This is a genomic window from Brevundimonas denitrificans, from assembly GCF_030160755.1.
Taxonomy (GTDB): domain Bacteria; phylum Pseudomonadota; class Alphaproteobacteria; order Caulobacterales; family Caulobacteraceae; genus Brevundimonas; species Brevundimonas denitrificans.
Genome location: NZ_BSOY01000049.1, coordinates 1 through 24,293 on the forward strand (window position 1 = coordinate 1; position 24,293 = coordinate 24,293).

25 protein-coding genes are annotated in these 24,293 nt (G+C 68.6%); 16 read left to right on the forward strand and 9 right to left on the reverse strand.

Annotated features, from left to right (window positions below; genetic code table 11):
* Nucleotides 1-720 (reverse strand): citrate synthase family protein (locus QQJ79_RS10730; RefSeq protein ID WP_284222925.1); only part of this gene is annotated, 720 nt, incomplete at its 3' end.
* 156 nt (nt 721-876) lie between these two features.
* Here QQJ79_RS10730 and QQJ79_RS10735 point away from each other — a divergent pair.
* From QQJ79_RS10735 to queG, 3 genes are all read left to right on the forward strand, one after another.
* A complete protein-coding gene (locus QQJ79_RS10735) occupies nt 877-1,824 on the forward strand; it encodes a cation diffusion facilitator family transporter (RefSeq protein WP_284222926.1) in 948 nt (315 codons plus the stop codon).
* A 70-nt stretch (nt 1,825-1,894) separates the two neighbouring features.
* Entirely contained in the window at nt 1,895-2,581 is a 687-nt protein-coding gene (fzlA, locus tag QQJ79_RS10740; RefSeq protein ID WP_284222927.1) for an FtsZ-binding protein FzlA, read from the forward strand.
* A gap of 24 nt (nt 2,582-2,605) precedes the next feature.
* Nucleotides 2,606-3,643: a tRNA epoxyqueuosine(34) reductase QueG gene (gene queG, locus QQJ79_RS10745; protein ID WP_284222928.1), complete on the forward strand. Its 1,038-nt coding sequence runs from the start codon at nt 2,606-2,608 to the stop codon at nt 3,641-3,643.
* 40 nt (nt 3,644-3,683) lie between these two features.
* Here the strand turns inward: queG and bamJ are convergent, their stop codons facing one another.
* Both bamJ and QQJ79_RS10755 read right to left on the reverse strand, forming a co-directional pair.
* Complete coding sequence (bamJ, locus tag QQJ79_RS10750) at nt 3,684-4,226, reverse strand: BamJ family beta-barrel-assembly machinery protein (protein ID WP_284222929.1); 543 nt, start codon at nt 4,224-4,226, stop codon at nt 3,684-3,686.
* Nucleotides 4,207-5,409 (reverse strand): threonine ammonia-lyase, encoded by a 1,203-nt coding sequence (locus tag QQJ79_RS10755; RefSeq protein ID WP_284222930.1) that lies wholly within the window; start codon nt 5,407-5,409, stop codon nt 4,207-4,209. Before QQJ79_RS10755 ends, bamJ begins: the two co-directional genes overlap by 20 nt.
* A 140-nt stretch (nt 5,410-5,549) precedes the next feature.
* Between QQJ79_RS10755 and QQJ79_RS10760 the strand changes: the two genes are divergently transcribed.
* The 3 genes from QQJ79_RS10760 to QQJ79_RS10770 all read left to right on the forward strand — a co-directional run bounded on the left by QQJ79_RS10760 (nt 5,550) and on the right by QQJ79_RS10770 (nt 7,201).
* On the forward strand, nt 5,550-6,059 hold the full coding sequence (locus QQJ79_RS10760; protein WP_284222931.1) for a hypothetical protein: 510 nt from the start codon (nt 5,550-5,552) through the stop codon (nt 6,057-6,059).
* Between the two features lie 65 nt (nt 6,060-6,124).
* Nucleotides 6,125-6,790, forward strand: coding sequence for a BA14K family protein (locus tag QQJ79_RS10765; RefSeq protein ID WP_284222932.1), 666 nt, complete (start codon nt 6,125-6,127; stop codon nt 6,788-6,790).
* Nucleotides 6,791-7,003: 213 nt separating this feature from the next.
* A complete protein-coding gene (locus QQJ79_RS10770; RefSeq protein WP_284222933.1) occupies nt 7,004-7,201 on the forward strand; it encodes a hypothetical protein in 198 nt (65 codons plus the stop codon).
* Between the two features lie 157 nt (nt 7,202-7,358).
* Here the strand turns inward: QQJ79_RS10770 and QQJ79_RS10775 are convergent, their stop codons facing one another.
* From QQJ79_RS10775 to rplU, 3 genes are all read right to left on the reverse strand, one after another.
* A complete protein-coding gene (locus QQJ79_RS10775) occupies nt 7,359-7,892 on the reverse strand; it encodes a GNAT family N-acetyltransferase (protein ID WP_284222947.1) in 534 nt (177 codons plus the stop codon).
* A 165-nt stretch (nt 7,893-8,057) separates the two neighbouring features.
* Nucleotides 8,058-8,336 (reverse strand): 50S ribosomal protein L27, encoded by a 279-nt coding sequence (rpmA, locus tag QQJ79_RS10780; RefSeq protein WP_284222934.1) that lies wholly within the window; start codon nt 8,334-8,336, stop codon nt 8,058-8,060.
* 27 nt (nt 8,337-8,363) lie between these two features.
* The gene (rplU, locus tag QQJ79_RS10785; RefSeq protein WP_284222935.1) at nt 8,364-8,921 is read right to left on the reverse strand and encodes a 50S ribosomal protein L21; all 558 of its coding nucleotides are present in this window, start codon (nt 8,919-8,921) and stop codon (nt 8,364-8,366) included.
* Nucleotides 8,922-9,113: 192 nt separating this feature from the next.
* Here rplU and QQJ79_RS10790 point away from each other — a divergent pair, with 192 nt between their 5' ends.
* Nucleotides 9,114-9,773 carry a hypothetical protein gene (locus QQJ79_RS10790; protein WP_284222936.1) on the forward strand — a complete coding sequence of 220 codons (660 nt, stop codon included), beginning with the start codon at nt 9,114-9,116 and terminating at the stop codon, nt 9,771-9,773.
* A gap of 85 nt (nt 9,774-9,858) precedes the next feature.
* Entirely contained in the window at nt 9,859-10,833 is a 975-nt protein-coding gene (locus QQJ79_RS10795; protein ID WP_284222937.1) for a cation diffusion facilitator family transporter, read from the forward strand.
* Between the two features lie 5 nt (nt 10,834-10,838).
* Here QQJ79_RS10795 and QQJ79_RS10800 read toward each other — a convergent pair whose 3' ends face one another.
* Nucleotides 10,839-11,756 carry a retropepsin-like aspartic protease gene (locus QQJ79_RS10800; RefSeq protein ID WP_284222938.1) on the reverse strand — a complete coding sequence of 306 codons (918 nt, stop codon included), beginning with the start codon at nt 11,754-11,756 and terminating at the stop codon, nt 10,839-10,841.
* Nucleotides 11,757-11,866: 110 nt separating this feature from the next.
* On the opposite strand from QQJ79_RS10800, the gene QQJ79_RS10805 reads away from it, so the two are divergent.
* From QQJ79_RS10805 to QQJ79_RS10830, 6 genes are all read left to right on the forward strand, one after another.
* Complete coding sequence (locus tag QQJ79_RS10805; protein ID WP_284222939.1) at nt 11,867-12,940, forward strand: CobW family GTP-binding protein; 1,074 nt, start codon at nt 11,867-11,869, stop codon at nt 12,938-12,940.
* Nucleotides 12,937-13,905 (forward strand): WD40 repeat domain-containing protein, encoded by a 969-nt coding sequence (locus QQJ79_RS10810; RefSeq protein ID WP_284222940.1) that lies wholly within the window; start codon nt 12,937-12,939, stop codon nt 13,903-13,905. The genes QQJ79_RS10805 and QQJ79_RS10810 overlap by 4 nt, the downstream gene beginning before the upstream one ends.
* 61 nt (nt 13,906-13,966) lie before the next feature.
* Nucleotides 13,967-14,677 (forward strand): monofunctional biosynthetic peptidoglycan transglycosylase, encoded by a 711-nt coding sequence (gene mtgA, locus QQJ79_RS10815; RefSeq protein ID WP_284222941.1) that lies wholly within the window; start codon nt 13,967-13,969, stop codon nt 14,675-14,677.
* 84 nt (nt 14,678-14,761) lie between these two features.
* Nucleotides 14,762-16,627 carry a M2 family metallopeptidase gene (locus QQJ79_RS10820; RefSeq protein ID WP_284222942.1) on the forward strand — a complete coding sequence of 622 codons (1,866 nt, stop codon included), beginning with the start codon at nt 14,762-14,764 and terminating at the stop codon, nt 16,625-16,627.
* Between the two features lie 152 nt (nt 16,628-16,779).
* Nucleotides 16,780-18,669, forward strand: coding sequence for a TadE/TadG family type IV pilus assembly protein (locus QQJ79_RS10825; protein ID WP_284222943.1), 1,890 nt, complete (start codon nt 16,780-16,782; stop codon nt 18,667-18,669).
* Nucleotides 18,670-18,774: 105 nt separating this feature from the next.
* Nucleotides 18,775-20,646 (forward strand): ubiquitin-activating E1 FCCH domain-containing protein, encoded by a 1,872-nt coding sequence (locus QQJ79_RS10830; RefSeq protein ID WP_284222944.1) that lies wholly within the window; start codon nt 18,775-18,777, stop codon nt 20,644-20,646.
* A gap of 15 nt (nt 20,647-20,661) precedes the next feature.
* Here the strand turns inward: QQJ79_RS10830 and QQJ79_RS10835 are convergent, their stop codons facing one another.
* The gene (locus tag QQJ79_RS10835; RefSeq protein WP_284222948.1) at nt 20,662-21,573 is read right to left on the reverse strand and encodes an isopenicillin N synthase family dioxygenase; all 912 of its coding nucleotides are present in this window, start codon (nt 21,571-21,573) and stop codon (nt 20,662-20,664) included.
* A gap of 240 nt (nt 21,574-21,813) precedes the next feature.
* Here QQJ79_RS10835 and QQJ79_RS10840 point away from each other — a divergent pair, with 240 nt between their 5' ends.
* Both QQJ79_RS10840 and QQJ79_RS10845 read left to right on the forward strand, forming a co-directional pair.
* A complete protein-coding gene (locus tag QQJ79_RS10840) occupies nt 21,814-22,488 on the forward strand; it encodes a YiaD family glycine zipper/OmpA-like lipoprotein (protein ID WP_284222945.1) in 675 nt (224 codons plus the stop codon).
* A 157-nt stretch (nt 22,489-22,645) separates the two neighbouring features.
* Complete coding sequence (locus tag QQJ79_RS10845; protein ID WP_284222946.1) at nt 22,646-22,816, forward strand: hypothetical protein; 171 nt, start codon at nt 22,646-22,648, stop codon at nt 22,814-22,816.
* Here the strand turns inward: QQJ79_RS10845 and QQJ79_RS10850 are convergent.
* Nucleotides 22,813-24,117, reverse strand: coding sequence for a UDP-glucose dehydrogenase family protein (locus QQJ79_RS10850; protein WP_284222949.1), 1,305 nt, complete (start codon nt 24,115-24,117; stop codon nt 22,813-22,815). The genes QQJ79_RS10845 and QQJ79_RS10850 overlap by 4 nt on opposite strands.
* Between the last annotated feature and the right edge of the window lie 176 nt (nt 24,118-24,293).

Below are 24,293 nucleotides of genomic sequence, written 5' to 3' on the forward strand. Positions count from 1 at the left end.
CGCCGCCGCCGGGGCCGCGCCGCCGTCCGCCGCCTTCCGCGTGGCCAGCACCGCCGCATTCATCTCATTGTCCGCCGAAAGCACGAGCGCGCGCCGGATCAGGTGCGCGTCCCGCTCGGGCGTCTTCCAGGACCGGGCCAGCCGCTGATGCAGGAACAGGCGCGGCCCCGATCCGGCGGCGGCGTCCACCGCCTCGTCCAGCACGCGGGCGCATTCCAGCCGGAGGCTCTCGACGGTGCGGACCTTGGGATCGGCGTCCTCCTCGGCCCGGCGGGCCAGGGCCGCGAACAGTCGGGCCCGGATGGAGCCGCCGGGAACGGCGCCGACGCGCGGCCGGATCTCGGCGAAGGGGTTGACCGACCGGGCGTCCCACAGGCGGCGGGCCACATCTTCCAGCGTCGCCGTCTCGGCCAGCTGGGCCGCGTCCAGTCCGCGATAGAACAGCCGTCCGCCGGCGACCACCGACAGGGACGACGAGACCTCGGCCTCGCCGCGGCTGGCCGCGCGGGGGACACGCCTCTGGGCGGCCTGTTCGTCGTCATCCACCGTCTCGCCGCTCAGTCGGGCGATGTCCTGGACGGCGTAGAGGCTGCGGCGCGGGTCCGAGGGGTCGGGCCGGGCGGCGATGCGGCCCCGGCTGACATAGGCATAGAGGGTCTGGGTCTTGACCCCGAGCCGGGCCAGGGCCTCGCCACGCCCGATCCAGCGGACGGCATCCACGGCTGGGTCTGCAGGTTCCAGGTCGCAACCTCCGCAGGGAGCGTCAGGCTCCCGCCCCTATCGGGCTCGCACCATGGGGCGGTTTCGTGACGATCCCGCTAACAGGCTGATCGGACTGGCCTTGGCAGGGAGCGGGCTTTCCGCGACAAGGCGTCAATGACGTCCGCCGCCGCCGCCAACGATATCCACGCCGAGGGCCATGCGGCGACCCGCGCCGTGACCCGCCTGTCGGTCGGCGTCGCGGTGGCGCTGATCGCGCTCAAGGCCTTCGCCCTCGGCGCCTCGGGCTCGGTGTCGATCCTGGCCTCGCTGGCCGATTCGGCGTTGGATCTGGTGGCGTCGCTGGGCGTGTTCTTCGCCGTCCGCTGGGCCGCCACGCCCGCCGACGAGGATCACCGCTACGGCCATGGCAAGGGCGAGGCCCTGGCCGCACTGGTTCAGGCGGGACTGGTCTTCGCCTCGGCCCTGTTCGTCGGCTGGGAGGCCGTCCAGCGCATCTTCGACCCCCGGCCCGTCACCTCGGGATACTGGGGGGTTCTGGTCATCCTGATCTCGATCGCCCTGACCGGCTGGCTGGTCTGGATGCAGGGCCGCGCCATGCGCCAGAGCGGCTCCATGGCGGTCGCGGCCGATCGCGCCCACTACGCCGGCGACCTGGCGGCCAATGGCGTGGTCCTGATCGGCGTGATCTCCGGGACGTTCCTGGCCGCCCCGGGTCTTGATGCGGCGGCGGGACTGGTCGTCGCGGTCTGGCTGTTCTGGGGCGCGCTGGCGGTCCTGAAGACCGCCGCCGACCATCTGGTCGACAAGGCCGTGCCGGATGCAGACCGCATCGCCATCACCACCGCCGTCCTGGCCGATCCCCGCATTTCGGGCGTGCACCAGCTGCGCACCCGGATGGCCGGTTCGGCGATGATGATCCAGATGCATGTCGATCTCGAGCCGACCCTGACCCTGGACGCCGCCCACGCCATTGTCGTCGAGGCCGAGAACCGCCTGCTGGCCGTCTTCCCGCGCGCCGATATCCTGATCCACCCGGATCCCCGCGGCCGGGCCGAACATCACGCGCCGGCGGTCGAGGGCCTGCAGGACGACCTCAACTAGCGCCCAGCGCGGCAGGCCAGGGAGAAGACAGCTAACGCGGGATTAACGCCCGCCGGTGCATGCATCGGCCATGTCGGCCTGCGTCCTGTATCATTTCGCCTTCGATCCCGGCTCGCGCGCCGTGCGTCTGGCGCTGGGCGAGGCGCGGATCGGGTTTTCGGAAACTCCCGTCCGCCCCTGGGAGGACGGCTGCCCGGTCGCGACGCTCAACCCGTCGGGCATGCCGCCCGTGCTCCAGATCGCCGACGCCGGCGGACGCGCCCTGACCCTGTGCGAACCCGCCGCCATCCTGGGCTGGCTGGAGGAGCGGACGAAAGAGCCCTTCCTGCTGCCCGCCGACGCCGCCGAGCGGGCCGAGGTGCGGCGCCTGCTGGCATGGTTCGACCGGCGTTTCACCGACGAGGTCAACGCCGTCCTGCTGCATGAGCGGATGGAAAAGCCCCTGCTCCGCCTCGGCCCGCCCGAGGCCCGCGCCCTGCGCGCCGGGCGTGAGGCGCTGAAATCGCATCTGGTGATGATGGAGGGTCTGCTGGCCCAGCGCGACGCCCTGGCCGGCCGTCGCATCAGCCAGGCCGATATCGTCGCCGCCGCCCATCTGTCGGTGCTGGACTATTTCGGCGAGGTGTCCTGGGCGGCGTATCCGGCGGTCAAGACCTGGTACATGAAACTCAAGTCCCGCCCCTGCTTCCGCCCCCTGCTCGCGGACCGCTTCCCCGGGGTGCAGGCCTCGGCCTGGTATCACGACCTCGACTTCTGATCGCCGAGGCGTCAGACGACGTCCATGCCGGCCGATCCCCGCAGCTTCATCCGAGACCGGGCCGCCGCCCTGGGCTTCGACGTCTGCCGGTTCGCCTCGGCCGCCGAGCCGTGGAGCGCCGGAGAGCGGCTGGCGCATTTCGTCGAGGCGGGGCGGCACGGCGACATGGGCTGGATGGAGACGACGCTGGAGCGCCGCGCCCATCCCACGGCCATGTGGGACGGCGCCCGCAGCGCCATTGTGCTGGGTCTCAACTACGGCCCCGACCACGACCCCCTGCCCGAATTGGAAGACCGTTCAGCGGGCTATATTTCGGTCTATGCGCGCGGCGACGACTATCACGAGGTCATCAAGGGCCGGCTGAAGACGCTGGCCGGTCAGGTCGCCGCCCGCACGGGCGAGGACGTCAAGGTCTTCGTCGACACCGCCCCCCTGATGGAAAAGCCGCTGGCCCAGCGCGCCGGCCTCGGCTGGCAGGGCAAGCACACCAATCTGCTCAGCCGCACCCACGGCAACTGGCTGTTCCTCGGCGTCATCCTCAGCGCCGCCGAATTCGAGCCCGACCCGCCCGAGGGCGAGCATTGCGGGACCTGCACCGCCTGTCTGGACATCTGCCCGACCAAGGCCTTCCCGGCCCCGTTCCAGCTCGATGCCCGCCGCTGCCTGTCCTATCTGACCATCGAGTTCGCCGGCCCCTGGCCCCAGGAGTTCCGGGCGGCCACGGGCAGTCGCATCTACGGCTGCGACGACTGTCTGGCCGTCTGCCCCTGGAACAAATTCGCCGCCGCATCGCAGGAATCACGGGTGCGGGCGCGCGAGGCCCTGGTCTCGCCCCGGCTGGCCGACCTCGCCGCGCTGGACGATGCGGCCTTTCGCGCCCTGTTCTCGAAGAGCCCGGTCAAGCGCATCGGCCGCGACCGGTTCGTGCGCAATGTCCTGTACGCCATCGGCAACAGCGGCGACCCGGCCCTGATCCCCTCGGCCGAACGTCTGCTGGACGATCCGGACCCCGTGGTGCGGGATGCGGCCGGGTGGGCGGCGGGGCGGCTGCGGGCGGGGTAGCGCGGCTCTCGCTCCCCCTCCGGGGGAGGGTGGCCTCACATCACCCCTGCGCGATCGCCCCGCCGCGTTCGCCGCCCGGCGCGCGTGCGATATCCAGCAGCTTCAGCCGGAACACCATCACGGCGTTCGGGGGAATGCCGGGCCGGCCCTGTTCGCCATAGCCCAGGGCGGGCGGCAGGTAGACCACCCATTCGTCGCCGACCCGCATCTGCTGCAGGACCTCGGTCCAGCCGGGCACCACGTCGCTGACCGTGAACACCGCCGGCTGGCCGGCCTGGTAGGAACTGTCGAACACCGTCCCGTCGGTCAGGGTGCCCTCATAGTCGACGCGGACCAGATCGTTGCGGTCCGGGCGTTCGCCGCCCGGAGGACCCGAGCGCAACACCTTGTACTGGACGCCCGACGGCAGGGTGCGCACGCCCTCGACCCGGGCGTTGGAGGTCAGGAAGAACTCGGCCGCGCGCAGGTTCTGCGCCGCCGTCTCGTCGGGCGCCGTCGGCGCGCGGTCGCAGGCGGCCAGCGACCCGGCGAGGACCGCGACCACGGCCAGCGCCATCGCGCCCCTAGCCCATCCGTAATTCATATCCCGCCTCTTCCAGTCCGTGTCTGATTTCGATGGCGTGGGCCTCGCCGCGCGTCTCGACCATGATGTCGAACTCCGCGCCCTTGGCCGGCACGTCCAGCGCCAGCCGGTTGTGCACCACGTCGATGATGTTGCCGCCGAGGCCGCCGATCACGGCGCTCATCTTCGACAGCATGCCGGGGCGGTCGTCGCCCAGGATCCGGTAGACGATCATCTTCTTCTCGCGCACCAGTTCGCGGTTCAGGACCACGGCCAGCATGCGCGCGTCGATATTGCCGCCGCACAGCACCAGTCCGACCTTCATGCCCCGGAATTTGTCGGGGTAGGCCAGCAGGGCGGCCAGGCCGCCCGCGCCGGCGCCCTCGGCCACCGTCTTCTCAAGGGTGGCGTAATAGGCCACAGCGGTCTCGAAATCCGCCTCCTGACAGACGAGCACTTCCTCGACCAGCGGATCGGCGATGGCGAACGGAATCTCGCCCACCGCCTTGATGGCGATGCCTTCGGCGATGGTCTGGCCGCCGCATTTCGGCGTCTCGCCCCGGCGTCTGGCGGCGAACGAAGGGTACATGGCCGCCTCGACGCCGAAGATGCGGATGTCCGGCTTCATCGCCCTGGCCGCCACGGAACAGCCGGCGATCAGCCCGCCGCCGCCGATTGGGATGATCAGGGCTTCCAGATCCGGCGCGTCCTCGAGGAACTCCAGGGCGCAGACGCCCTGACCGGTGACGATGCCCTCGTCATCGAAGGCCGAGACGAAGACGAAGCCCTTCTCGTCACGCAGGCGGTGCGCCTCTTCGGTCGAGCCGGTGAAGTCCAGCCCCTTGATGACCACGGTCGCGCCATGGGCCCGGGTGCCGTCGGCCTTCACGAAGGGAGTGCCCTCCGGCATGACGATGGTCACAGGCACCCCGAGCCGGGCGCCGTGATAGGCCAGGGCCTGGGCGTGGTTGCCGGCGCTGGCCGCCACCACGCCGCGCTTGCGCTCGTCGGGCGTCAGCTGCAGCAGCCGGTTCAGGGCGCCGCGCTCCTTGAAGCTGCCAGTGAAATGCAGGTTGTCGAACTTGACCCAGACCTCGGCGCCGGTCAGCTGCGACAGCCGCCGCGAATAGCGCACGGGCGTGCGGTCGACCTGGCCGGCGATGCGGTCCCGCGCCGCCAGAATGTCGTCAAACGTGACTGTCATGAGCCTTCCCTATAGCCGGTCTTCGCCAGCTTGATGCGCGCTTTTGGCCCACGGCCCGACGCGCCGCAACCTTGACCTTATGACGGCGTTGAGCGTCTGATCGGGACGTTCGACCCGCGCCCCTGACGGAGAGAGCCTGTATGTCCGCCCGCCACCTGATCGCCGTCGCCGCAGTCGCCGCCTCGCTGGCCGCCTGCGAGACCGTCCCCATGAACGATTCCGGCTTCGGCCCGCGACCCTCGTCCGCCGCCTTCAGCGCCGACGACTTCGCCTGGTCGGCCGGATCGGGACGCGGCTCCATCGACGGCCGCGTCGCCTTCAGCCGCGACGGCCAGGCCTTCTCCTGCACCGGCTCGGTCGCCCTGACGCCCGACACCCCCTATACCCGCGCCCGGTTCCAGACCCTGTACGGCTCGACCGACCGGGCGGCCATTCCCGAGGCCGTGGTGCGCGCCCGCACCGTCGAGAACCCCAGCGCCGACTATCGCTCCTTCGTCCGCTCGACGACCTGCCAGAACGGCCGGTTCGAATTCTCGGGACTCCCGGACGGCGACTGGTTCATCATCACTCCGGTCAGCGCCGGTGGCGACCGCATCGTTCTGATGCGGCACATCGGCACCCGCGGCGGGCGCGTGTCCGTCACCCTGTAAGCGTCTCGCCCGCCAGTGCCTGTTGTCTTTGGGGCCGCGTATCTGGCCGCTTCGGAGAGTTAACCATGTTCCGTCTCGCCCTGATCGCCGCCGCCGGCCTGAGCCTGTCCGCCCTTCCCGCCGCCGCCCAGTCGTGGGACGGGACCTATGACTCCGGATACCGGAGCGGCGACAGCTACCGCTCGTATGACAGCGGCTATGGAGAACGGCCTTATCAGGGCGGCTACCAGGAGCGGTCTTACGGCGGCGGTTACAGCTACCGCCGCTCCAACGCCGTGCCGTCGAATTTCGACTGGCGCAGCCAGCTGGACCGGCCGGGCGACTACCGCTGCGATCAGTTCTGGGACGCCAACCGGGATGACTGCGGCGCCCGCTGGCGCGACCAGCGCCGTCAGGCCAGCCCGCAGGCGCGGCGCGACTATCGGGAACTGGCCGGCTACGGCGGCTACGGCCACGGCCGGTCCGGCTACGGCGGTCGCCGGGGCTATGGCTCGGCTTACAACTATGGCCACGCCCAGGGTTCGACGACCTATCATGGGGCCTATGGCCGGCCCGACCACGTCTATCCGGGCGGCGGCGTGAGCTATGGCGGCTACAGCGGCGGCTATGGCGGCGGATACGACAGCGGCTATGGGTCGCGCTCCGACTGGTGCCGCGCCAACTACCGGTCCTACGACCCCCGCACCGGCTACTATCGCGCCTACAGCGGCCGGCTGGTCTACTGCGGCTGAGGCGCTCAAGTAGCGAGACGCCGTGCGTCGAGCGATAGCGCCCAACCTGCGCTCAAGTAGCGAGACGCCGCGCGTCGAGCGTCAGCGCACCCACCTAACGCCGCTCATCCGATCACGGATCGGTGGATAACCGCCGTTCGCCTTCTTTTGGCCTTGTCCGACCCGCTTCGGTGGCCCCGACCCGCAAGGGGCGGTGGATCAGGGAGCGCGTACATGTCCCAGCACAACATTTCCGGTTCGGAAGTCTTCGGACCCAAGCCCGGCGTCATGCTGCGATCGGTCAAGACCAGCGGCCTGCGGCGCCAGCGCGCCGCCCGCACCTGGGCGGCCTTCATCGCCGGCGCGATCGTCGCCGTCGCCGGCGGCGCCATCGCCATGGCCGCGATCTTCGGGCCCACCCTGTTCGGGTAACTCGATTTTCCGCTCATCCCGGCGAAAGCCGGGACCCAGTCCTGTCCAGCCTGACGCCGGAGTTTCAGGACGGGCGTGCTGGCTTCATCCGGGCGGACTGATCACCCAAGGCACTGGGTCCCGGCTTTCGCCGGGATGAGCGGACAGAAAATACTGATCACGCCAGCCACACCATCCGGCGGGTCTCCGCTTCGGCCCCCCGCGCGCGGCTGAAACCCTTGCGCACCTCGCCCGTGTAGAGAAAGCCCGCCTTTTCGAGCACCCGGCCTGACGCCGGATTGTCGCTGAAATGGCCCGCCATCAGGGCCCGGCGCTTCCACGCCTTGGACGCCCAGGCGGTGGCGCCCTGCAACGCCTCGGTCGCAAAGCCCCTGCCCCAGAACGGACGGGCGATCCAGTAGCCGACCTCGGGCGCCGGATCGGCGTCCTCGAACAGGCCGATGACGCCGACGGGACCGTGATCCTCGTGCTCGATCAGGAAGGTCCGGGCCCGCGCCGGATCCTGCACCGCGACCTTCAGCACAAAGTCCTCGGCGTCCTCGATCCCGTAGGGATGCGGCATGCGCAGGGTCATGCGCGCGATCGCGGGATCATTGGCGAAGGTCGCCAGCCGGGGGATGTCCTGGGCGCCCGGCGAGCGGAGGACCAGACGCCGCGTCTCGACGACGGGAGAGGGTTCGATCACGCACATCACGCAAGCCTCGTTCGATCTGCCGCCTCCTTGGAGGGCTCGGGCGGCGTCGAGGCGGGGAAACGAAAACGGGGAGCCTGGTGATCCAGACTCCCCGCGGAAACTTGTCCCTGGTCCGGATCGCGGCTCTCGAGCCTGCGCGATCCGGGTTGTCGTCCGTTCGCGCTACTCGGCGGCCATGGCCTGTTCGGTGGCCGGGAGAATCGACACGTAACAACGGCCGTTCGCCTTCTTGGTGAATTTCACGGCGCCGTGGGCGGTCGCGAACAGGGTGTGGTCGCGGCCGAGGCCGACGTTGTCACCCGGGTGGAAGGTGGTGCCGCGCTGGCGCACGAGGATGTTGCCGGCCAGAACGTTCTCGCCGCCGAACTTCTTCACGCCGAGGCGCTTCGATTCGGAGTCGCGACCGTTACGCGACGAACCACCGGATTTCTTGTGAGCCATAGGTCTGCTCCCTGTCTCTAACTGTTCTTACGCTTCGTCGGTGGAGGCGGGCTTGGCCTTGGGCGCAGCCTTCTTGGCCGGAGCCTTCTTGGCGGCGGCCGGCTTTTCAGCGGCGGCTTCAGTCTTCGGCGCGGCGTCGATGACCTTGGGCGACTTGGCCGGCTTGACCTTGGCTTCGGTCGCTTCGACGCGCGGGGCGAGGCCACGGGCGCGGAGGTTCATCTCGGCCTTGGTCATCAGCGAGGTCTCGCCGTCCCACTTGGCCTTCTCGCCGGCGCCGTCGATGCCGGTGATGCGCAGGACCGATTCCATCTGGCGATGGCCGTTGGTCCGGCGATAGCCCTGACGGCGGGTCTTCTTGAAGATCTTGATCTTCTCGCCCTTGCGGGTCTCGACCAGGGTCGCGGCGACCGCGGCGCCCGCGATCAGGGGGGCGCCCAGGGTCACGCCCTTGTCGCCGCCCAGCATCAGGACGTCGCCGAACGAAACATTCGAGCCGGCCTCGCCGTCGAGCTTCTCGACCACAATGACGTCGCCCGGTTGAACCCGGTACTGCTTGCCGCCGGTCTTGATCACCGCGTACATGTTGAAGCCTCAGCGAAACGCAAAAAGAATAAGCCCGACGGGGGACCCCCTCGGGCGAAGAGCGGCGACATAGACGCAGAGGGGTGTCCGAGTCAACGCGGACGGGCGAAAAAACGGGGACGGGCCAATCCCCGGCGCGGAATGAGTTCCGGCTCTGGACTGTTATAAGATAACATTCTATGGGGTTCGACGATGACGCCGTCCGACCTCCAGCAACCCGTCCTGCTGTCCCTGCTGGGCGCCGGCTTCGTCACGGCCTTCCTGCACGCCGCCCTGCCGACCCACTGGCTGCCCTTCGTGCTCGTCGGTCGCGGCCAGCGCTGGACCCTGCCGCAGGTGCTGACGGCGGTGGCCACAGCGGGGCTGGCTCACATCCTCACCACCGCCGTCGTCGGCGGCCTGATCGTGGCGGCCGGCATCGCCATGGACCAGTGGATTTCCGGCCTGTTGCCGAGCCTGTCGGCTGGCCTGCTGTTCCTGTTCGGCGCCTTCTATCTCGGCCGGGCCCTGCTGCGCCCGGCGATCATGGCCGGCGGTCCGTCGCTGGCCCTGTCCGAGCCGACCGTCTCGCACGCAGCCGCCTTCTGGGGTCTGGTGGCGATGATGGCGATTTCGCCGGGCGAGGTGCTGTTGCCCATCTATCTGTCGCAGGCGACGGAGGGACCGCTGGTGCTGGCCGCCCTGACCCTGGCCTTCGCCGCGGGCACGGTCCTCGGCATGACGCTGTTCACCGTCCTGGCCCGCGCCGGCTGGTCCGTGCTGCGGCTCGAGCGCTGGGCTCGCTATGAAGGCGTCGTCCTCGGCCTCGCCCTGATCCTGATCGGCCTTCTCATCGTCCTGCGGCAGCACTAGGTCGATGATAGGTTATATATTTACAATCAATAACTTACATAACCGCCTCGTTGACCCGGCCCTGCGGGCAGCCTAGAGGCTCTTCATGGCGCACGGTGATGATCATGGACACGATGGGACCGGCCACGACCATGCCGATCACGATCACGCCGGTCACGACCATGGCCACGCCCACGGTCCGGGCGGCCACCACCACGGCCCGGTCGACACCGGCGACTGGCGCTACGCCGTCGGCCTGATCGTCAACCTCGCCTTTGTGGGCATCGAGTTCGGGGCCGGCGCCTTCAGCGGCTCAACCGCCCTGATGGCCGACGCGGGCCACAATCTGTCGGACGTGCTGGGCCTGGCCATGGCCGGGGGCGCGGCCTGGCTGACGCGCCGGGCCAGCGGACCGCACAAGACCTATGGCTATGGCAAGGCCACGGTGCTCGCGGCCCTGGCCAACGCCCTGCTGCTGATCTTCGCCTGCGGAGCCATCGCCTTCGAGGCCGTGCGGCGTCTGGCGGAACCCGCGCCGGTGATGTCCGGCCTGATCATGGGCGTCGCGGCGATCGGCTTCGTCATCAACCTCGGCACCGCCCTGCTGTTCATGCGCGACCAGCATTCCGACCTGAACGCCCGCGGCGCGTACCTGCACATGATGGCGGACGCAGCCGTCTCCATCGGCGTGGTGATCGCCGGCGGCGTCATCATGTTCACAGGCTGGTCGATCATCGATCCGCTGGTCAGCATCGTGATCGTCGGCGTCATTCTGATCGGGACCTGGGGCCTGCTGAAGGACTCGGCCAATCTGGCGATCGACGCCGCGCCGCGCGGCGTGGATGTCGAGGCGGTCCGGGAGGTCCTCCTCGGCCTGCCCGGCGTCACAGCCGTCCACGACCTGCACGTCTGGGGCCTGTCGACCACCGAGACGGCCCTGACCGCCCACCTCTGCCACGACCGCCCCGACTCCGCCGCCCTGCTGGGGGAAGCCCACGCCCTGATCCGCCGGCGGTTCGGCATCGGCCATTCGACGCTCCAGCTGGAGGCGGCCCCGTTGCCTGACTGCCCGGCCTGCTGAGCGGTTCAGTCGGAGGGCGGAAGGATCAGCCGATGTCCGGGGTAGTCGATGGTCAGCATGCCCCGGGACCAGAACAGGGCGTTGCCGACGAAGCCGACCGCCTCGGGCCGGGCGAAATAGCCCTGCGCCGGCTGAACGATCAGGCGGGGCTCGTCCCAGGCCAGCGGTCCGATCTCCAGCCGTCCGCCCGCATGAACCGGCAGGCCCACCTGGCCGCCCGTGCCGCTGCCGCCGAGGGTGGCGATCGGGGCGGTCTCCGGCCGGTCGCCGCGCACCTGGGCCCACTGTCGCTGGCTGAGATTGATCCAGACGTGCGGATCCTCGAACAGGCCGGCGCCGGAGTCATAGCGCAACGGCAGGGCCACCCCGTCGACGACGGCGTCCAGCCGCAAGATGCCGTTGTCGTCGGAGGTGGCGACGGTGCGGCCGCATCCGGCCGCCCGGGCGCTCGCCTCGGACGGGGGCGCGATGGCGATCCGCCCGTGGGCGAAGTCGAGCGTCACCACCAGTCCGGCGAGGGCGTCCGATCCGAGGATGCCCACCGCCGGCTCGCCGCCTAGCCCCTGCAGGCCGCTGAGGTCCGAAGTGGTCGGCTCGATCGTCGGCAGGACCAGTCCTCCCACCCTCAGGTCCTCGATCCGGGTCCCCCCGGCCTCAATCACGCCCGCCGTTCCCTCGACCTGGCTCCCCGCCAGCGCCGGCAAGCCCGACCGTGCGGCGAATCCGGCGTCCAGGGCCGACCGGTTCGCCCCCGTGTCCAGCAACAGCCACACCGGCTCTCCCGCCGGCCCGATCCGCGCCCGGACGAAGCCCACATGGGCGGAATATCCCGACTCCACCGCGTTTGTGGCGCGCAGGGTCTCGAAGGCGGCGTCGCAGGCCGGTTCGGCGGCCAGCAAGGAGAATGCGAGGCTGATCAGCATGAAGGCTCCCGTGCAGAGCGCTGATTTCCAGCCCGCGCCCCCTGCTCCGCAAGTTAAGTCTCTTTCATCTCGCGCCCCGGCTGACTATCTCAGCCGCCGAAAGGCCTCCCATGACAGACAAGATTCCCGTCACCGTCCTCACCGGCTACCTCGGCGCCGGCAAGACCACCCTGCTGAACCGCATCCTCACCGAGGACCACGGCAAGCGTTACGCCGTCATCGTCAATGAGTTCGGCGAGATCGGCATCGACAACGATCTGGTGGTCGGCGCCGACGAGGACGTGTTCGAGATGAACAACGGCTGCGTCTGCTGCACCGTGCGCGGCGACCTGATCCGCGTCGTCGCCGGCCTGATGAAGCGCCAGCGCCCCGGCAAGCCGGCCTTCGACGCCATCATCGTCGAGACCACCGGCCTGGCCGACCCCGGCCCGGTGGCCCAGACCTTCTTCGTCGACGAGGACGTCAAGGCGAAGACGCAGCTGGACAGCGTCACCGCCCTGGTCGACGCCAAACACGTCATGGCCCGGCTGGACGACTCGAAGGAGGCGCGCGAGCAGGTCGCCTTCGCCGACCGCATCATCCTCAACAAGGTCGACCTGGTCGACGAGGCCGAGCTGGTCGCGGTCGAGGCGCGGCTGCGCAGGCTGAACCCGCTGGCCCCCATCACCCGCGCCGAGCGCGCCAATGTTCCGCTGGACCAGGTTCTGGGTCTCGGCGGTTTCGACCTGGGCCGCATCCTCGACATCAATCCGGAGTTCGCCAATCCCGCCCATGGCGAGCACGGTCACGTCCATGACGAACACTGCGGCCACGACCACCACGATCACGACCATGATCATGACCACGCGCACGACCATCACCACGGCGCGCGCGGCCATGCTCACGAGGACGACATCAAGGGCATTTCCCTGTCGCTCGACCGGCCGATGGACGGGACCCGATTCACCGCCTGGCTCGACCGTCTTCTGGGCGAGCAGGGTCAGAACATCCTGCGCGCCAAGGGCATCATCGACGTCAATGGCGAGGACCGCCGCCTGGTCTTCCAGGCCGTGCACATGATCCTCGAGGGCGACCTGCAGAAGCCGTGGGGCGCCAATGAGCGTCGCTGGTCCCGCGCCGTCTTCATCGGCCGCGAGTTGGACGAGGCCGCGCTGCGGGCCGGGTTCGAGGCCTGCGCCGCGTGAGGACCAGCAATTTCGACGCCCAGATCACCGCCATCGTCTTCGACGCCGAAGGCGCGATCTTCGCCCTGGGCGACGGCTCGGTCCGGTTCGAGGGCGGCGAGTTCAGCGCCGCCCATGACGGGGCGATCCTCTGCGCCGTCGCCCACCCCTCCGGCGACGGCGTCATCACCGGCGGCGATGACGGCCGGCTGATCTGGCATCGGCGCACCGACGCCGGGGTGCTGGCCACCAGCGCCCGCGGCCAGTGGATCGACGCGGTCGACGCCTCGGCCGAGAGCGGGCTGATCGCCTTCTCCGCCGGCAAGATACTGACCGTGCTGGATGCGAAGGACGCCGGATTCCGCCGCGACTTCCAGCATGAGCACACCGTTTCGGGCGTGGCCTTCGAGCCGAAGGGCCGGCGGATCGCGACCTCGACCTACGGCGGCGCAGCCCTGTGGTTCGCCCGCATCGCCGAACAGAGGCCGACCTTCCTCAAATGGGCCGGTTCGCACACCGCCGTGACCTTCTCACCCGACGGCACCTTCGTGGTCACCGCCATGCAGGACTCGCAGCTGCATGGCTGGCGGCTGAAGGATCAGAAGAACCTGCGCATGGGCGGCTATCCCTCCAAGGTCCGGGCCATGAGCTTCCTGTCCAATGGACAGCTGCTGGCCACCTCCGGCGCCCAGGGCGCCGTCCTCTGGCCGTTCGTGGGCGCCAACGGCCCCATGGGTCGCGAAGCCACCGAGATCGGTTTCGATGAGGGCAGTCTGGTCGCCCTCGTGGCCTCACAGCCGAAGCACGGCGTGCTGGCCGCCGGCCTCAGCGACGGCCGGGTCTGGCTGGCCGATCCGGCAGGTCAGGGTCTCAACTTCCTCAAGGCTGACCGGGGCGCCCCGATCACGGCCCTGGCCATGAGCGCCGACGCCACCCGGGTCGCCTGGGCCGACGAGGACGGCAACGCCGGCGTGGCCGAAGCCTGAGCCTTCTCGCGGCGGGAGAACGACGCTTGCCCCCCACCGCCGCCCGTGCTGCCATCCCCCCATGTCGGGGGTGACCAGAACCGTGAAGAAGGGCCGCCCCGTGCTGACCCTGTTCCTGCTGCTGGTCCTGCTCGGATCCGGCAGCGTCGTCATTCAGCGCTTCTTGCCCCCGCCGATCACCTTTCTGATGGTCAGCCGCGCCGTCGGCGGGGAGGGCCTGTCCTACCGCTGGCGCTCGCTGGACGACATCTCGCCCCGGCTGGTCCAGGCCGTGATCGCCTCGGAGGACGCGACCTTCTGCGCCCACAGCGGCTTTGACATGAAGGCCATCGAACGCGCCCTGAAGGCCAACGCCCGGTCCGAGAAGCGCGGTTCGGGCCGCATCCGCGGCGGCTCCACCATCAGCCAGCAGACCGCCAAGAACGCCTTCCTGTGGCCCGGCCGCGACTGGATCCGCAAGGGTCTGGAGGCCGGCTACACCGTCGCCATCGAGGCGGTCTGGGGCAAGCGCCGGATCATGGAGGTCTATCTCAACGTCGCCGAATGGGCTCCCGGGGTATACGGCGCCGAGGCCGCGTCGCAGCATTGGTTCGGCAAGTCGGCGAGCGAACTCAGCAGCCGCGAGGCCGCCCGGCTGGCCGCCATCCTGCCCTCCCCGCGTCGCTACAGCGCCTCCTCACCTGGCCCCTATGTCCGCCGCCGCACCGCGCGTATCCAGGCCGCCATGGGCACGGTTCGCGAACAGGGTCTGGCCGCCTGCGTGGCCCGCTGAACGGCGCCGCTTGACGCGACGGCTCGGCTCCCTTCACCTGCCCGCCCAACGGCGCGGCGCCAGACCGCGCATGGAGGAGCACCCATGAAACGCACCCTGATGACGGCCGGCGCCGTCTGCGCCCTGTCCCTCGTGGCCGGCTGCGCCAGCCTGGGCATGACCGCCGCCGGCGAGACCGCCGAGGCCACGCCCGCTGCCATCCCGGCCGCGCCGCCCGCGACGGCCGAGAGCGCTGCCGCCTTCGTCGCCGACGCCGAGACCCGGCTGGCGGCGCTCAGCGAAGAGGCCGCGCGCATCCAGTGGACCCGCGCCACCAACATCACCCACGACACCATGTGGCTGGAGAGCCGGATCAACGCCGAATACACCGAGCTGCAGGTCCAGCTGGCCAACGGCGCGGCCCGCTTCAACGACGTCGAGGTTCCCGCCGACGTGCGGCGCAAGCTGAACCTGCTGCGTCTCGGCATCGTCCTGCCGGCCCCGAACCGCCCGGGCGCCGCCGGCGAACTGGCGGAGATCACCACCCGGCTGGACTCGACCTACGCCACCGGAAAATTCGAATACCAGGGCCGGGAGATCACGCTGGAGGAAGCCTCCGCCCTCCTCGCCACGACTCGCGACCCGGCCGAGGCCCGCGCCCTGTACGAAGGCTGGCGCACGATTTCGCCGGTCATGGCGCCCGACTACGCCCGCATGGTCGCGATCGCCAACGAGGGCGCCGCCGAACTGGGCTTCGCCGACACCGGCGCCATGTGGCGCGCCGGCTACGACATGGAGCCCGACGCCTTCGCCGCCGAGACCGACAGGCTGTGGGAACAGGTCAAACCCTTCTACGAGAACCTGCACTGCTACGTCCGCAGCCGCCTGAACGCGCGCTACGGTGATGCCGTCCAGCCCGACAGCGGCCCGATCCGCGCCGACCTGCTCGGCAATATGTGGTCGCAGCAGTGGGGCAATATCTATGACGTCGTCGCCCCGGCCACGGGCGGCGCCTCCAGCTATGACCTGACCGAGCGACTCGTCGCGTCCGGCTATGACGCGCGCAAGATGGTCGAGACCGGCGAAGGTTTCTACGTCTCGATGGGCCTGCCCGAGCTGCCCGAGACCTTCTGGGAACGCAGCCAGATCACCCGTCCGCGCGACCGTGAAGTGGTCTGCCACGCCTCGGCCTGGGACCTCGACAACCGCGACGACATCCGCATCAAGATGTGCACCGAGGTCAACGCCGAGGACTTCTATACGGTCCACCACGAGCTGGGGCACAACTACTACCAGCGCGCCTACAAGGATCAGCCCTTCCTGTTCAAGAACGGAGCGAACGACGGCTTCCACGAGGCCATCGGCGACTTCGTCGGCCTGTCGGCCCTGACCCCCACCTATCTGAACCAGATCGGCCTGCTGCAGACCGTGCCGGGCGAGGAAGAGGACATCCCCTTCCTGCTCAAGATGGCGCTCGACAAGATCGCCTTCCTGCCGTTCGGCCTGATGGTCGACCGCTGGCGCTGGGGGGTGTTCAACGGCGAGACCAGCCCGGCCGAATACAATGACGCCTGGTCGGCCAATATGCTGCGGTATCAGGGACTTGTGCCGCCCGGACCGCGCCCGGCGAACGCCTTCGACGCAGGCGCGAAATATCACATCCCGGGCAATACGCCGTACACCCGCTACTTCCTGGCCCACATCTACCAGTTCCAGTTCCACAAGGCGGCCTGCGAACAAGCGGGCTGGACCGGCCCGCTGCACCGCTGCTCCGTCTACGGAAACGAGGAAGTCGGCGCGCGCTTCAACGCCATGATGGAGATGGGCCAGTCCCGTCCCTGGCCCGAAGCCATGCAGGCCTTCACCGGTCAGCGCGAGAATGACGCCTCGGCCGTGGCCGACTATTTCGCCCCGCTGAACACCTGGCTGACGGCGCAGAACCGCGGCAAGAACTGCGGTTGGGAGGCCTGAGTCCGCGGGCTTGCGGTCGGCCGCGGTCCCCCCGCGAGGAAGTCCCGGCGTTAACCTTCGGTATGGGCCCTTCGCTTAACCGTGCACCATCATTCTGCCCCCGATAGGCGCAGACCGACTGCCTCGCGCCTGAACCACGGGCGGATGAGGCGATGGGGCGGAATTCCTGGTTTGGCGGTCTGGGCCGCAGGCTCCGCGCCTTCACCCGGCGGATGGCCGGCGATGCGCGCGGCAATGTGGCCATGCTGTTCGCCCTCAGCATTCCCGTGCTGGTCCTGATCACCGTCGGCGGGGTCGACATTCACCGCGCCTCGACCGTGCGGGTCAATCTGCAGGACGCGCTGGACGCCGCCGCCCTGGCCGCCGCCCGCTCGCCCTATACGGCCAACGCCGACCTTCAGCGCGTCGGCCTCGCGTCACTGCGCGCCAACCTCAAGGCTTATCCGAACATCACCCTGCGCGAAGGCGACACCTCCTTCGTCCTGAACAGCGACGATGTGGTGGTCGCCTCTTCGAAGGTCGATGTGAAGACGCTGGTCGCCAACATCGTCCTGCCGCCCTACGGCAAATTCATGGACGACTACCTGCCGGTCGGGGCCCATTCCGAGGTCGATCGGTCGTCGCGGAACATTGAGGTGGCCCTGGTGCTGGACATCACCGGCTCCATGGCCGGCCAGAGAATCATAGACCTGAAAGCCGCGGCCAAGGAGCTGGTCGAGCTGATCGTCCAGCCCATCCAGACCCCCTGGTATTCCAAGGTCGCGCTGGTGCCCTATTCCAACTCGGTCAACCCGGGCAGCCATGTCACCGCCGCCCGGGGCGCGATCTCGACCTCGGTGAATATCACCGGCGCCGTCATCAACCTGGCGGGCACGCCAAAATCCATCACGGCGGCCACCAAGGCGCGGCCGGTGGTGATCACTTCGACCGACCACGGCTTCTCGAACGGCGACGTGGTCTGGATCACCGGGGCGACCGGCATGACCCAGCTGAACAACAAGCCCTATGAGGTGAGGAACAAGACCGCCAGCACCTTCGAGCTCTACAACATGGCGGGCGGCCGGGTGGACGGGCGCAACTACGGGACCTATTCCGGCAGCGCCGGGCGGGTTCAACGGTGCCAGAACAACGACTGCTCGATCACCATCACCGCCGCCAATCACGGCATGTCGAACAACGAATACGTCTACATCACCAACGTAGGCGGAATGACCCAGATCAACGACCAGAGCCACCTGGTCGGCAACGCCTCGACCAACAGCTTCACGATCGATCTGACGGAGACGTCCCTCACGCCCTACACCTCCGGCGGAAGGGCCTGGAGCGCGCGCGGCGGCGGCACGACCTATTTCGCTTTCGAGAACATGGACGGCGACCTTCAGACCCACAGGGTCAGCGGTTGCGTCACCGAACGCGTCGGCGCCCAGGCCTACACCGAGGCGGCTCCGACCGGCGCCTCATCCTGGGTCGGACGTCACTATCCGAACATCAGCGGGACCTGCATCGACGACACCATCTTGCCGCTGTCCAGCGATGCGGCGACCATCAAGTCGCGCATTGACGCCTTCAATGTGTCGGGGTCGACCTCGGGCCAGATCGGCATCGCCTGGGGCTGGTATATGGTGTCCCCCAACTGGAACAGCCTGTGGCCGTCGAACGGCGCGGCAGCCTACAATTCGGCCGAGACCCTGAAATCCGTGGTGATCATGACCGACGGGGCGTTCAACACCCCCTATTGCAGCGGCGTGATCTCGCGGCAGGCGGGCGCGGGGTCCGGGTCCAGCAGCGCCAAGATCGACTGCGACGCGACCAACGGCGATCCCTTCGCCCAGAGCAGGGCCCTGTGCGACGCGATGAAGGACCAGGGGGTGATCGTCTACACGGTCGGGTTCGGGATCACCGCCGGAACGGCCGAAGCCGATGTGCTCGCGGACTGCGCCTCAACACCGGCCAATGTCTTCCTGCCTGCTGACGGCGGCGACCTGTCCGAAGCCTTCGCGGCCATCGGACGGGACATCAAGCAGTTGCGCATATCCCGTTAAGCGACCGTTGATCGCCAACGATCATCAAGCCTTAACCCCGCTGGCCGATGTTGGAGCTTCGACTGCCGGGCCAACCTGCCCGGCGACCTGGCGGAATGGAGGACCATGGGACGCCGCGCTGACTCGTCGATCCTTTGCGGCCTGAAGACCTTTCTTCGCGGCCTGATGACGGATGCGCGCGGCAATGTCGCCATGCTGTTCGGCCTCAGCCTGCCCGTGCTGATCCTGATGACCGTCGGCGGGGTCGATCTCCACCGGGCCTCGACGGTGCGGGTCAACCTGCAGGACGCGCTGGACGCCGCGACCCTCGCCGCCGCCCGTTCGCCCTACAGTGAGGACGAAGACCTCCAGGCGGTCGGCATGGCGGCGTTGCGCGCCAATCTGAAGGCCTATCCCGACATCATCCTGCGCGAAGCCGACACCACCTTCTCCCTGAACGAAGACGCTGTGGTGGTCGCCAGTTCCAGGGTCGATGTGAAGGCCCTGGTGGCCAACATCTTCCTGCCGCCCTACGGCAAATTCATGGACGACTACCTGCCGGTCGGGGCCCATTCCGAGGTCAACCGCTCGTCCAGGAACCTTGAAGTCGCCCTTGTCCTCGACATCACGGGTTCGATGGCCGGCAGCCGCATCACCGCGATGAAGGCCGCAGCCCGGGACCTGGTCGACCTGGTGGTTCAGGACGTCCAGGAGCCCTACTATACCCGCATGTCGGTGGTGCCCTATTCCATCGGCGTCAATGTGGGCTCCTGGGCCAACGCGGCCCGCGGAACGCCCATCGGCGCCCGGAACATCGCGCACATGGCGTGGGCGGCCGCATCCGCGAGGAACATCAGCGGCATCACCCGCGCCAGCACGGGCGTGGTCACCACCTCAACCGGCCACGGCCTGGTGTCCAACGACTATGTGTGGATCCGGAACGTCGACGGCATGGAGGAGGTGAACAACCGCGCCTATCGGGTCCAGAGGATCAGCAGTACGCGATTCTCCCTGCAGTCGTGGAACGGCACGTCCTGGGTCACGGTGAACACCAACGGCTATGACAGCTATGACGACGATGGCGAGGTCCGCAAATGCCTCGTCTCGGACTGTTCGGTCCAGGTCACCGCCCCCGGCCATGGCCTCGCCGACGGGGAGGGGGTCTACATCACCGGCGCCAACGGCATGACCCAGGTCAACAACCGGCCGTATATCGTCTCCAATGTGACGGCCAACACCTATACGATCGGCGTCAACGGCGCGGAATGGGGGGCCCATACCTCAGGCGGCTCCAGCTGGTGCGGCCGGGACGGCTGCCAGTGGCGGGTGTTCCGCAACATCTCAGGCAACCTGCGCGCCCAACAGATCAGCACCTGCGTCACCGAACGCACCGGGGCGCAAGCCTATACCAGCGCGGCGCCGTCGACCGCCCTGGTCGGTCGCAACTATCCCGCCACCAACGCGCCCTGCCCCTCGGCCGTGATCAGGCCCTTGTCGTCCGACAAGGCCGCGATGAAGTCGTTGATCTCCAGCTTCAATGTCACCGGCTCCACGGCCGGCCACATCGGACTGGCGTGGGGTTGGTACACGGTGTCGCCCAGCTTCAACGCCCTCTGGTCCGGCAATCCCGCGGGCGTCGCCAGTCCCAACGAGCTTCTGAAGGCGGTCATCCTCATGACCGACGGCGAGTTCAACACCAACTACTGCACCGGCGTCCTGGCCAGCGACTCCGGCAACGGCGGCGAACGGATCAACTGCGCCGCCACCAATGGCGATCCGTTCGACCAGGCCGAGGAACTGTGCGACGCCATGAAGGCGGAAGGCGTCATGATCTTCACCGTCGGCCTCGAACTGGCGTCCGGCGGCGAGGCGGAGGACGTCATGCAGTACTGCGCGACCAGTCCGGACCACGTCTACCTGCCCGCCAGCGGGGGCGATCTGTCCGAGGCCTTCGCCGCCATCGGCCGCGAACTGACCCAGCTGCGGATTTCCCGATAGACGCCCCCGCCGGGCTCAGATGAGCCGGATTTCCTTCAGACGTTCGGTCAGAAAGTCCTCGGCCATGATGGCCTTGCCGGCGTAGCGGTCGGGGTTTTCCGGCGAGATCATGCTGGGCAGGGTCTCGATGACGAAGTCCGGGTTGAAATGCAGGAAGAACGGCGTGGAGTAGCGGGCGAAGCTGGCCCGCTCCGGCGCCGGATTGATCACCCGGTGGCTGGTCGAGGGCAGGACGTGGTTGGTCAACCGCTGAAGCATGTCGCCGATATTGACCACCAGCGCCCCCGGCGGCGGTGCGATGTCCAGCCATTCGCCGTCGGCGTCCTTCAGCTGCAGTCCCGCCTCCTCGGCCCCGAGCAGCAGGGTGATGACATTGATATCCTCGTGCGCCCCGGCCCGCACCCCTGAAGCGCCCGCGGGCACCGGCGGATAGTGCAGCATGCGGAGGATCGAGTTGCCCATCTCGACCTTGTCCGCAAAGAAGTCGTCGCCGAGCTGCAGATAGCGGGCGATCGCGCGCAGGAGCTTCGCCCCGAGTTCGTCCATGGCCGCGAACATGCCGTACAGATGCTCGCGGAAGCCCTCGACCTCGGTCGGCCAGACGTTGTCGCGCATGTATTTGCGGTACGGATGGCCCGCGGGAAGTTCGCGGCCGACGTGCCAGAACTCCTTCAGATCGACCGTGGCCGCGCCCTTCGCCGCTTCGACCCCGAACGGGGTCAAGCCGCGCGCGCCGCCCGTGCCGGGCTGGTGATACTGGCGCTTGGTCTCCTCCGGCAGGGCGAAAAACGTCTTGGTGTCGGCGATGGCGGCGTCGATCACCGTCTCATCCAGGCCGTGGTCGGCGATGACGGCGAAGCCGTAGCGTTTGAACGAGGTTCCCAGCTTGTCGGCGAAGGCCTGGAAGTCGGCGTCGTACAATTTCATCGACACCGGTTCGATCGCCTTGCGAGCGGGGGCTGCTGTCTCGGGGTTCAGGGTCGCGCTCACGGCAGGGCCTCATCGTTCAACTACAGGCGGGTTCCATACGCCCTAAGGCGCGACCTTGGCAAAGCCGCGGCGAGCGGCGGCGTCCGGGCGGCGTTCAGACGCCGTACACATCGGAACCTTCACCGTAGGGCAGCGTTTCGGCGCCAGACCCCATCTACCGCCAAAGGACACCTCCCCATGCGCAGCAAGATCCTCCTCACCGGCGCCAGCGTCGCCATTCTCCTCGGCGGCGCCGCCTGCACCACCACCGATCCCTACAGCTCGGCCCCGCGCCGCAACAACACCGGCACAGGCGTGATCGCCGGCGCCCTGGGCGGCGCCCTGCTGGGCTATCTGACCAACACCTCCAACTCCGAGGAAGGCCGCAAGAACGCGCTGATCGGCGCCGGCATCGGCGCGCTGGGCGGCGCGGCCGTCGGCCAGTACATGGACCGTCAGCAGCGTGAGCTGGAAGCCGAACTCTCGGGTTCGGGCGTCGGCGTGGCCCGCCAGGGCGACAACCTGGTCCTGCGCATGCCGTCGGACGTGACCTTCGCCTCGAACCAGGCGTCGATCAATCCGCGCTTCAACGCCACCCTGGACGACGTGGCCGGCGTTCTGAACCGCTATGACCAGTCGATCGTCGACATCGTCGGCCACGCGGATTCGGACGGCGCGGACGACTACAACCTGAACCTCTCGCGCCAGCGCGCCTCGTCAGTGGCCCAGTATCTGGTCAGCCGCAACGTCCTGGCCGACCGTCTCTATGTCGACGGTCGTGGCGAAAGCGCCCCGATCGCCTCCAACGCCACGGCCGAGGGCAAGGCGCAGAACCGCCGGGTCGAGATCCTGATCCGTCCGTTCCGCGGCTAGGGCTCAGCCCGCCAGCGGCCGCGCCGTTGGCGATCGCGCAAAAAATCAGGGCGGAGCCGCGAGGCTCCGCCCTTTTTGTCGTCGGACACCGTTCCGTGACTTGCGGAGGAACGCGTCCGGTGCTGGAAACAGGGCGCGCTCGTTGCGGGGGAATCGTTTGCGTCCGGACCATCAGGAATTCGCCGACGGGGTGAAACTGGCCGCCATCGCCGCGGTCTCGGCCGTGCTGACGGCGACCGTCGTCATCGGCGCCGGCCGGACCTTGCTGCCCCAGGCCCAGGCCGCCGCCGCCGAAAGCCCCCGGATGACCCCCGTGGTCCTGCGTTAGGCCCGTCCGATAGAGGCGTAGCGGAAGCCGCGGGTCCGCATTTCCTCGGGCCGGTAGACGTTTCTCAGATCGACCATGACCGGCTGGCGCATCAGCAGCTTGATGCGATCGATGTCCAGCGCGCGGAACTGATCCCATTCGGTCAGGATCACCACCACGTCGGCGCCGGTGACCGCCTCATAGGGACCGTCCTTGAACCGGACCCCGTCCAGCAGCTTTGCGGCCTCATGCATCCCTTCCGGATCGAAGGCCTGCACTTCGGCGCCCATGGCGATCAGGGCGGGGGCCACATCCAGCGAAGGCGCATCGCGCATGTCATCGGTGTTCGGCTTGAAGGTCAGCCCCAGCAGGGCGACGGTCTTGCCCTTCAGGTCGCCCCCCAGGACGTTGGCGACGCGGCCGGCCATGGCCTTCTTGCGCGCGTCATTGATCCGGACCGTGGTCTCGATCAGCCGGACGGGAGAGCCGGCGTCAGCCGCGGTCCGCACGAGGGCGAGCGTGTCCTTGGGAAAGCACGAGCCGCCGTAACCCGGTCCGGCGTGAAGGAATTTTCCGCCGATCCGCTTGTCCAGGCCGATGCCGCGCGCGACCTGCTGCACATCGGCTCCGACGGCCTCGCACAGGTCCGCCATCTCGTTGATGAAGGTGATCTTCATCGCCAGAAAGGCGTTGGCGGCGTATTTGATCAGTTCCGAGGTGCGCCGGCCGGTGAACAGGATCGGCGTCTCGTTGAGGTTCAATGGCCGATAGAGTTCGCGCATCACCGCCTGGGCGCGCGCGTCCTCGGTGCCGACGACGACGCGGTCCGGCCGTTTGAAGTCCTCGATCGCGGCCCCCTCGCGCAGGAATTCCGGATTGGAGACCACGGCGAAGTCCGCGTCAGGCCGGCGTTCCCGGATGATCCGCTCGATCTCGTCTCCCGTGCCGACCGGGACGGTGGACTTGGTCACCACCACGGTGAAGCCCTCGATCAGGCCCGCGATTTCCTCGGCGGCGGCGTGGACATAGGACAGGTCGGCGTGACCGTCGCCGCGACGCGACGGGGTGCCCACGGCGATGAAGACGGCGTCCGCAGCCCTGATGGCTTCGGCCCCGTCCAGGGCGAAGCTCAGGCGGCCGCCGCGCACATTGGCCGCAACCAGATCGTCCAGGCCGGGCTCGAAAATCGGAATCTCGCCCCGCTCCAGCCGCTCGATCTTGGATGGGTCCTTGTCGACGCAGGTCACGTCATGGCCGAAGTCGGCGAAACAGGCCCCGGAGACCAGGCCCACATAGCCCGTACCAATCATCGCCACGCGCATCGAAACCTGTCCCTCGTCCGTCGGGCGGAGATAGCGAGCGCCCGCGGCTTTGACCACCCCGCGCCCCGATCCTGATCTGACAAAGCAAAACCGCCGCCCCCCTTACGGGAGGCGGCGGCTCTGTGTTGCTGGCCTTCGGCCTTCCGGTTTTAGCGGAAGTTGATGCCGATGGTGGC